This is a genomic window from Micrococcus sp. Mcc28 (assembly GCF_024519775.1).
GTDB classification, from domain to species: Bacteria; Actinomycetota; Actinomycetes; order Actinomycetales; family Micrococcaceae; genus Micrococcus; species Micrococcus luteus.
Map to the genome: position 1 here is coordinate 1 of NZ_JALJRH010000029.1, position 8,220 is coordinate 8,220.

Consider the following 8,220-nt stretch of genomic DNA (forward strand, 5'->3'; position numbering starts at 1 on the left):
TCGGTCATCCTCAAAGTGACGCTGCCGGAGCGGGCGGACTTCTACCGCGAGTTCGTGGACCATCCCCGAGTGATCCGCGTCCTGGCCCTGTCGGGCGGCTATACCCGGGCCCAGGCCACCACCCTGCTGGCCCGCAACCACGGCGTGATCGCCAGCTTCTCCCGCGCCCTGACCGAAGGGCTGAGTACGGCCCAGAGCCCAGCGCAGTTCAATGCGGTGTTGGATGAGGCCATCAACGCGATCGCGACGGCCTCTCGCACCTGACCGGAGGCCATAGGACCGCTGCGGTAGTCTGCGGCCGCCGAAGCGGTGTCCGACCACCCCCCATTCCTGGGGCCGGGCACCGCCTCAGCGGCGTCTGCCGCGCAGTTCAACGGGCAGCCACCGAGGAGCGCACGAAGTCCTGGCGCACCCCCAAGGCGCGGTCGGTGCGCCGGATGGACTCGCCGCCGTCGTCGACGGTTCCGGTGAGGGCCCGGATCGCGTCGATGTTCTCGGGGACGACGATCGCCTGGTTGTCCACCGTGTAGGTGTAGTACAGCTCGTTGCCGTCCACGGTGAGGATGTCTTCCCAGAGGGCCACCTCATACATATCACCCCGGGGCCGGCCCAGGTCCTCCATGAGTTCCACGGTGCTATTGACCGCCACGACGCCGTCCGAGCGCCGGACGAAGGCGATCCGCGGCATCGCCCGGAACGCCTCCAACACCTCCTGCTTCTCGGCCGGGCGGGTGAGCTCGATCGTCCAGTAGTGCAGGTGGTTCTGAGTGTGGGCTCCCTTGGCGGCCATGGTGACCACGTCCAGGTCCGGGACCACCGACTGGGCGTCGGGCCCCTGATGGCTGGGGATTCGGCCCTCGGGGACGATGGTGTTCATGATCCCCGAGTGGTCCGATTCCCACGGATCGGTGGCCCGGCGGATGAGCACCCCCCGGGCCTTGGACAGCAGTCCGACGTCCTTCAGCGCGGTAAGGGCCCGGACGGTGGCGGTGGTATTGCAGGACACCACCCGGGTGCTGTCCCGGCCCAGGGCGGTGGCGTAGTTGGCGTGGGCGACGAAGGAGTGGCCGGTGAGATCGTGCTTCTCCCCGCCCTGGAACACGGATTTGACCCCGTGGGCACGGTAGAGCTCCAGGTTGCCGGCGCCCACCTGGGCCGGGGTGCAGTCCACCACGACGTCAACGTTCTCGAGCAGGTCGTGCAGGCCTCCGACGACGGGAAGGCCGGCATCCGCCATCACCGGTAGGGCCTGCTCGGTAGAGGCGTAGACGGGGATACCCTTCCCGGCCGCAGTCGCGATCCGGTAGTCAGCGATGACGTCACTGACTCCGACCAGCGCCATGTCCTCCTGGGCCCGGACCGCGTCGGCGACGCGTTTGCCGATGACCCCGTACCCGTTCACCGCGACCTTGATCTTGTCCTGCATGCTCGTCTCCTTTCCTGGAGGACCCGTTCCGGTTTCGGGGTCTATCGCCAGCCGCGTCTCACCGGATGCCCGCAGCGGACGACGGTGCTCAGAGCTTGTCGAGCATCTGTTGCATTTCGGTGATCTCGGCCTCCTGGTCGGCGATGACCTGCTCGGCGAGCTGCACGGCCTGCGGGTTCTGGCCGTCCTCGACCTCGTCCTTGGCCATGTCCACGGCGCCCTTGTGGTGGGCGGTCATCTGCTCCAGGTACAACCGGGCGGCCTCGGTGCCCTGGGCCTGCTCCAGGGCGGCCATGTCCTCCTCGGACATCATCCCGGACATCCCGCCGTGGTCCATGCCCTCCATACCGTCCGTGTCCACGGGGTCTTGGCCCCAGGCGGTGAGCATGGCGTTCATGCGCTCGATCTCCGGGCCCTGGGCGTCGATGACCTTCTGGGCGAACGCGGCCACCTCCGCCGGGACGTCATCCTTGGCCAGCAGCATCTCGCTCATCTCAACGGCCTGCTGGTGGTGCGGGATCATCATTTGGGCGAACATCACGTCCGCGTCGTTGTGCTCGGCGGAGACCTCCTCGGCCGAACCGGTCGCCGTGGTGGACGGTGTCGCGGTGGCCGTGGCCGCAGGGGTGGCGGCGGGGGCGGAGCTGGTCGCGGTGGCCGAGGCCTCAGCGCCGGCGTTCTCGTCCTGGGCGCCGGTGCCGCAGGCGGTCAAGGTCAGGGCGGAGGCCAGGGCCAGGGCGGTCAGCGTCATGGTGCGTTTCATGGTGGGTCCTTCCACAGTGGGTTGAGGGTTCATATCAGAGTTAGCGCCAAGAGGCGCGATCAGGAGGTCGCGGGTTGAAGGGCAGCCTGCGACCGGGGGCGCTCGAGAGGAGCCAGGTGCTCCGGGTCCAGGTCGATCCGGCGCAGCAGCTGGGCGTTGAGGGCCACCACGATGGTGGAGACGGACATCAGGATCGCGCCCACCGCGGGGGAGAGCACGAACCCGATCGGGGCGAGCACGCCGGCGGCCAGCGGCACGGCGAGCACGTTGTAGCCGGTGGCCCACACCAGGTTCTGGATCATCTTGGTGTAGCTGGCCTGGGAGAGCTCGATCATCGACAGCACCGCGCGGGGGTCGTTGCTGGCCAGCACAACGCCGGCGGACTCCATGGCCACGTCGGTGCCGGCGCCGATGGCGATGCCGACCTCGGCCCGCGCCAGCGCCGGGGCGTCGTTGACGCCGTCGCCCACCATGGCCACGGACAGTCCCCGGGACTGCAACTCGGTGACCTTGGTGTCCTTGTCCTGGGGGAGGACCTCGGCGAAGACCTCGTCGATGCCCAGGTCCGCCCCGACGGCCTCGGCGACCTGGCGGGCATCGCCGGTGATCATCGCGACCTTGATGCCGCGGGCGTGCAGGGCGGCCACGGCGGCCCGGGACTCGGGGCGGACCTTGTCCTCCACGGCGACCGCGCCGATAACGGACCCCTCGCGCAGCACGTGCAACACCCCGGCCCCGCGCGCGGTCCAGGAGGCGGTGTGCTCAGTGATCTCCGCCGGCATGGTCAGGTTAAGCTCGCGCAGCATGTTCGGGCCCCCGACGAGGATCTCGGAGCCGTCCACGGTGGCGCGCACCCCGCGGCCCATGGCAGCACTGAAGTCCGTGCCGCGCTTGCGCAACGTGCTGGCCTGCGGGTGCTGCCCGGCGGCGGTGACGATGGCCCGGGCCACGGGGTGCTCGCTGTCAGCCTCGGCCGCGGCGGCCACCGCCAGCAGTTCTGCCTCGGACACGCCGGGCATCGCGGTGACGGCGGTGACGACGTGGGCGCCCTCGGTCAGGGTGCCGGTCTTGTCGAACAGGACCACGTCGATGGTGCGCATCCGCTCCAGGGCCATCCGGTCCTTGATCAGGACCCCGGACTTGGCGGCCTTCTCCGTGGAGAGGGCGATCACCAGCGGGATGGCCAGGCCCAGGGCGTGCGGGCAGGCGATGACCAGCACGGTCACGGTGCGGGTGACCGCGTCGGTGGGCTGGCCGATCGCGGTCCACACGATCGCGGTGATGATCGCCGCGACCAGGGCGAACCAGAACAGCAGGGCCGCCGCCCGGTCGGCCAACGCCTGGGCGCGGGAGGAGGATTCCTGGGCGTCAGCGACCATCCGCTGGATCCCGGCCAGGGTCGTGTCGGTCCCGACGGCGGCCACCTTCACCCGCACGGTGTTGTCGGTGGCCACGGTCCCAGCGACCACCGTGTCCCCGGCCTGGCGCAGCACAGGCTTCGACTCCCCGGTGATCATCGCCTCGTCGAACTCCGCGGCGCCCTCGAGGATGGTCCCGTCGGCCGGCACCCGGGCCCCGGCCCGCACTAGCACCACATCGCCCACGGCCAACTCGGTGATCGGCACGGTGATGGTGTCACCGTCCACGACCTTCTCGGCCTCCTCCGGCAGCAGCGCCGCCAGCGCGTCCAAGGCGGAGGAGGCCGCGCCCAGGGCGCGCATCTCCATCCAGTGGCCCAGCAGCATGATGACCACCAGCAGCGCCAGCTCCCACCAGAAGTCCAGCATCAGGTCCCCGATGCCCAGGGTCGTGACCCAGGAGGCGACGAAGGCCACCGTGATGGCCATCGCGATCAGCAGCATCATCCCGGGCTGGCGGGCGCGCAACTCGGTCAGCCCGCCCTTCAGGAAGGGCATGCCGCCATAGAGGTAGATCACGGTGCCCAGCACCGGGGCGATCCACGCCGAGCCCGGGAACTCGGGGACGTGGTAGCCCAGCAGCTGCCCGACCATGTGGCTGAAGAACACCACCGGGATGGAGAGCACCAGTGAGACCCAGAACCGGTTCTTGAACATCGCGGTGGAATGCCCGGCGTGCTGACCGTGGTCGTGGACCTGGTGCTCCTCGTCCAGGGCCGAGTGGGCGTGGCCCTGGGGCATGGCCTGCCCGTGGGTGGCCGCGTCCGCGGGGTGGTGGGCGGCATGGTCGGTGTGGTTGGCGTGGCCGGCGTGGGGGTTCGGGTCTGGGTGTTCGGCGGTCTGGTCGGTGGGGTGATCGTGGTGGTGCGGGGTGCTCATGGTGTTCCTTCTGCTCGGCGGTCTGTTCGGCGACCGGCTCGGCGGTGGGGCGCCGACCTCGAGGGGATGGGTCGGTTAGATCCGGACGCGGTAGCCGGCCGCTTCGATGGCCGTCCGCACGGAGTCCGCGGAGGCGGGCCCGGTCACGGTGACGGGGGAGGCCCCGCCGGCGACCAGTTCGACCCGGACATCGTCCACCCCGTCCAGGGCGCTCACGGCCTCGGCGACGGAGCCCACGCAGTGTCCGCAGGTCATGCCCTCCACCTGGTAGGTCGCGTCGCCGGCGCTCGTCCCGGTTGGGTCGGCACTCTGGCGCCCGGCGGGGGCGGTGGCGTCGGCGGCTGGGGCGCAGCACGAGCAGCCGTTGGTGGCCCCCGGCAGCGGGGTGCGGGCGGATTCGGTCATGACGGTCTCCTTCAGGTCTGAGGGCGGCGCCGGACGGCGCCTCTCCTCTTGGTATATACCCCCTGGGGGTATCATTCAAGGGGTGGAGCGCCGGTGTTCACGGTGGATAAACGGGTGCGCCGGTAGGTGGGCTGGTCGGGGGGCTGCTTGGTGGGCAGGTCGATGGTGAACGTCGCCCCGGCCGTGGTGGAGGTGGCGCTCAGGGTGCCGCCGTGGGTCTGGATGAGAGCTCGGGAGATGGCCAGGCCGACCCCGGAGCCGCCGTGGTCACGGTCGCGGGCGGTGTCCCCGCGGTAGAAGCGTTCGAAGACGTGCGGCAGGTGCTCGGGAGAGATCCCCTCCCCGGTGTCGGTGACGCTGAGCGTGACCCCGGACGGGCTTTGTCGGGCCTCGAGGGTGACCCGGCCCCCGGCCGGGGTGTGGCGCAGGGCGTTGGTGAGCAGGTTGCCCAGGACCTGGCCCATGCGCTGGCGGTCCACGTCCACGGCCAGGCCCGGATCGGCGTCCATGGTCAGGGCCACGCCCTTGGTGGCGTAGGCCTCCTTGTGGGCCTCGGTCGCGGCATGCAGCAGCCCGCTGACCCCTTGGGGGCTGCGGTCCAGTTCGATCCGGCCCTCCTCGGCGCGGGAGACGTCGTTGATGTCCTCCACCAGCCGGGTCAACCGGGCCAGCTGCTCGCCCATCAGCTCACCGGTGGGCTCGTCCCAGTGGGACACCCCGTCTTGCAGGGCCTCGTGGTAGACGGTCAGCACGGAGACGGGGGTGCGCAGCTCGTGGGCCAGGTCCGAGAGCATCCGTCGACGGGTGTCCTCGGTGCGCTGAAGCCGTGCGGCCATGGTGTTGAAAGACCCTGCCAGCTCCTCCACCTCGGTGCCGGCGCCCATGGCCGGCACGCGGGTGTCGTACCGTCCACCGGCCATGGCCTTGGCCGCCTGGGTCAGGGCGTTGATCGGACTCTGGATCCGGCGGGCGACATTCCAGGTCAATGCCAGACAACAGATCAAGGCCGTGGCCAGGGCCACGCCCAGGGTCCAGAAATTGGCGTCCCGGTAGGCCTGCTCCACGTGCAGCACCTGGGCTGCATCGTGTCCGGCCCCGGCCTGTTCCAGGTGCTCGTGGAACAGTGGTGGGCCGGCCAGGGAGGCCACCACCACCGCGGCCAGCACGCTGGCCCCCACCACCAGCAGCTGGGCGAGGAAGAACCGGGCCGCTAATCCTTGGTAGCGCCGCCGGCCGGTCATTGCTCCGCCATCCGGTAGCCGACCCCGCGGACGGTGTCGATATAGCGGGCCGGGTCCGCGTCGAGCTTGCGGCGCAGGTTCTTGATGTGCACGTCCACGAGCCGTTCATCGCCCACCCAGGCCGGGTCCCAGACGATATCGATCAGCTGGCGCCGGGAGAAGGCCTGGTGCGGGCGCCCCGACAAGGCGGCCAACAGGTCGAACTCCGTGCGCGTTAGTTGCACCACCTGGCCCGACACGCGGGCCTCGTGGGCGGCCAGGTCGATGACCAGGTCACCGCAGACCCGTTCCGGTTCGGGGGCTGACACCGTTGTGCGCGGCCGGCGCATGACCGCCCCCACCCGGGCGACCAGCTCCCGGACGCTGAAGGGTTTGGTGATGTAGTCATCGGCCCCCACCGCCAATCCCTCCAACCGGTGGTGCTCATGGCCGCGGGCGGTGAGCATCAGCACATAGCACTCGGAGAAGGCCCGCACCCGCCGGCACACCTCGATCCCGTCCAGCCCGGGCAGGCCCAGGTCCAGGACCATCACGTCGGGCTCGTGAACCCGGGCGGCCTGCACTGCGGCCGGGCCGGTGTGGGTGAGGGCCACCTCGTAGCCGGCCCGCTCCAGGTAGGTGGCCACCATGCGCGCCAGCGGCTTCTCGTCATCGACCACCAACACCCGGCCGGCCGCCGGACCAGTCCCAGTGTCAGTCCCAGTGCCAGTGCCAGAATTCATGGGTCCAGTCTCGCTCTGTCTCGCGCCCCGGCGGCTCAGAACGGTGCCGGGGCGGGGAATCTTCATCGAATCTTCAAGGCAAACCGCCCCATCCCGGCGCGTCACCGGCCGACAATGGTAGATAGCCCCGCCTTTTGGCCCGGGGCGGAAAGGCTCCATGACCCCCCTGACCCGCAGAACCCTGATCGCCGGCGGGCTGACCCTGCTCGGCGCTGGCACCCTCACCGCCTGCGCCGCGCCGAACCCCGCGACATCCCCGGCGGCCGGCACCGGCACGCAGGGCACCGGCACGGCCATCACCCACGTCCATGCCCTCACCCGGGACCCCGAGTCCGGTGAGGTGCTGCTGGCCACCCACCAGGGCCTGTTCCGGCTCCAGGACGGGGAGCTGACCCAGGTCGGTCCGGTCGTGGACTTCATGGGTTTCACCCTGACTCCCGAGGGCCGCTACCTGGCCTCGGGTCACCCCGCACCGCGCACCGACCTGCCCGAGCCGCTGGGCCTGGCCGAGTCCACCGACCGGGGCCAGAGCTGGACGGTGCTCTCCCGCGGCGGCGCATCCGATTTCCACGCCCTGGCCGCCGGCCCGAACGGGGTCCTCGGCTTCGATGGGCAACTGCGCGCCAGCACCGACGGCCTCACCTGGCAGAGCCTTGAGATCCCCGTCGCCCCGGCATCGCTGGCGATCTCCCCCAAAACCGGGACCGTGCTGGCCACCACCGAAACCGGCATGTTGCGCTCGACCGACCACGGCGCGACCTGGACCACCCTGGACACCCCCCAGCTGATGCACCTGGTCGCCTGGGCCGATGACACCACCGCCGTGGGCGCCGGCACCGAGGGACACCTGCTGACCAGCACCGACGCCGGCGACACCTGGACCGCCAGCGACCGCCCGGTCGGCACGGCCACCGCCCTGGGAACGGGCATCACCGACGACGGGCAGACCGAAGCACTGCTGGTCGTCGGCTCGACCGTGCTGTCCACCACGGACGGCGGGAACACCACCGAATCGCTGCTGTGACCTCCCCCCGCCGCCCCCTGTCCGGCTGGCCCGCCCTTCGAACCGTTCTGGGCACCCTCGTGTTGATCCTGGGCCTGCTCGGGATGCACGCTGGTACGGGCACCAGCGCGGCTTGGGCCGCCACCGGTACGGCCGCCGCCACAACTGTTCATCACCTCGGGCCGGGCGCCATCGGTCCGGCCGGCATGGTGCCCGAGGTCGTGCTCCCGGCCGAGCCTGCCGGGGATGAGGCAGCCGACCCCGGGTTGCCGGTCTGTGCCCTGGAGGCCGTGGACGATACCTGCGCCTCGGCCCTGACCAAGGCACCTGTCGTGTCCCACTTGGCCTCCCGGGCCCTCCTGC

The 8,220-nt window shown here is 70.6% G+C and carries 8 protein-coding genes and 1 pseudogene; 3 read left to right on the forward strand and 6 right to left on the reverse strand.

All coding sequences use genetic code 11. From position 1 onward, the window contains the following. Positions 1-264 (forward strand): annotated as a pseudogene (locus tag NR073_RS10815) (class I fructose-bisphosphate aldolase); the annotation flags it as partial. A 106-nt stretch (positions 265-370) separates the two neighbouring features. Here the strand turns inward: NR073_RS10815 and NR073_RS10820 are convergent. From NR073_RS10820 to NR073_RS10845, 6 genes are all read right to left on the reverse strand, one after another. After that, positions 371-1,426, reverse strand: a complete 1,056-nt coding sequence (locus NR073_RS10820) for a type II glyceraldehyde-3-phosphate dehydrogenase (RefSeq protein WP_002854314.1) — start codon at positions 1,424-1,426, stop codon at positions 371-373. A gap of 88 nt (positions 1,427-1,514) precedes the next feature. Then, positions 1,515-2,189 carry a DUF305 domain-containing protein gene (locus NR073_RS10825; protein WP_060974078.1) on the reverse strand — a complete coding sequence of 225 codons (675 nt, stop codon included), beginning with the start codon at positions 2,187-2,189 and terminating at the stop codon, positions 1,515-1,517. Positions 2,190-2,248: 59 nt separating this feature from the next. Further along, positions 2,249-4,486, reverse strand: coding sequence for a copper-translocating P-type ATPase (locus NR073_RS10830; protein WP_060974077.1), 2,238 nt, complete (start codon positions 4,484-4,486; stop codon positions 2,249-2,251). Between the two features lie 75 nt (positions 4,487-4,561). After that, positions 4,562-4,891 carry a heavy-metal-associated domain-containing protein gene (locus NR073_RS10835; RefSeq protein ID WP_060775536.1) on the reverse strand — a complete coding sequence of 110 codons (330 nt, stop codon included), beginning with the start codon at positions 4,889-4,891 and terminating at the stop codon, positions 4,562-4,564. A 71-nt stretch (positions 4,892-4,962) separates the two neighbouring features. After that, entirely contained in the window at positions 4,963-6,132 is a 1,170-nt protein-coding gene (locus NR073_RS10840; protein WP_060974076.1) for a cell wall metabolism sensor histidine kinase WalK, read from the reverse strand. After that, complete coding sequence (locus NR073_RS10845) at positions 6,129-6,854, reverse strand: response regulator transcription factor (RefSeq protein ID WP_060974075.1); 726 nt, start codon at positions 6,852-6,854, stop codon at positions 6,129-6,131. The genes NR073_RS10840 and NR073_RS10845 overlap by 4 nt, the downstream gene beginning before the upstream one ends. A gap of 157 nt (positions 6,855-7,011) precedes the next feature. Between NR073_RS10845 and NR073_RS10850 the strand changes: the two genes are divergently transcribed. Together NR073_RS10850 and NR073_RS10855 are read left to right on the forward strand one after the other, a co-directional pair. Further along, positions 7,012-7,878, forward strand: coding sequence for a F510_1955 family glycosylhydrolase (locus tag NR073_RS10850; protein WP_036340675.1), 867 nt, complete (start codon positions 7,012-7,014; stop codon positions 7,876-7,878). Continuing rightward, positions 7,875-8,220, forward strand: a 346-nt coding sequence (locus NR073_RS10855) for a hypothetical protein (protein WP_233569978.1), incomplete at its 3' end; no start/stop codon positions are given. The genes NR073_RS10850 and NR073_RS10855, both read left to right, overlap by 4 nt.

What these genes read in the sequence shown, in the direction of transcription:
- NR073_RS10825 (WP_060974078.1), bottom strand. Translation starts at nt 2,189, where the DNA reads ATGAAACGCACCATGACGCTGACCGCCCTGGCCCTGGCCTCCGCCCTG.
- NR073_RS10845 (WP_060974075.1), bottom strand. Translation starts at nt 6,854, where the DNA reads ATGAATTCTGGCACTGGCACTGGGACTGACACTGGGACTGGTCCGGCG.
- NR073_RS10835 (WP_060775536.1), bottom strand. Translation starts at nt 4,891, where the DNA reads ATGACCGAATCCGCCCGCACCCCGCTGCCGGGGGCCACCAACGGCTGC.
- NR073_RS10850 (WP_036340675.1), top strand. Translation starts at nt 7,012, where the DNA reads ATGACCCCCCTGACCCGCAGAACCCTGATCGCCGGCGGGCTGACCCTG.
- NR073_RS10840 (WP_060974076.1), bottom strand. Translation starts at nt 6,132, where the DNA reads ATGACCGGCCGGCGGCGCTACCAAGGATTAGCGGCCCGGTTCTTCCTC.
- NR073_RS10830 (WP_060974077.1), bottom strand. Translation starts at nt 4,486, where the DNA reads ATGAGCACCCCGCACCACCACGATCACCCCACCGACCAGACCGCCGAA.
- NR073_RS10820 (WP_002854314.1), bottom strand. Translation starts at nt 1,426, where the DNA reads ATGCAGGACAAGATCAAGGTCGCGGTGAACGGGTACGGGGTCATCGGC.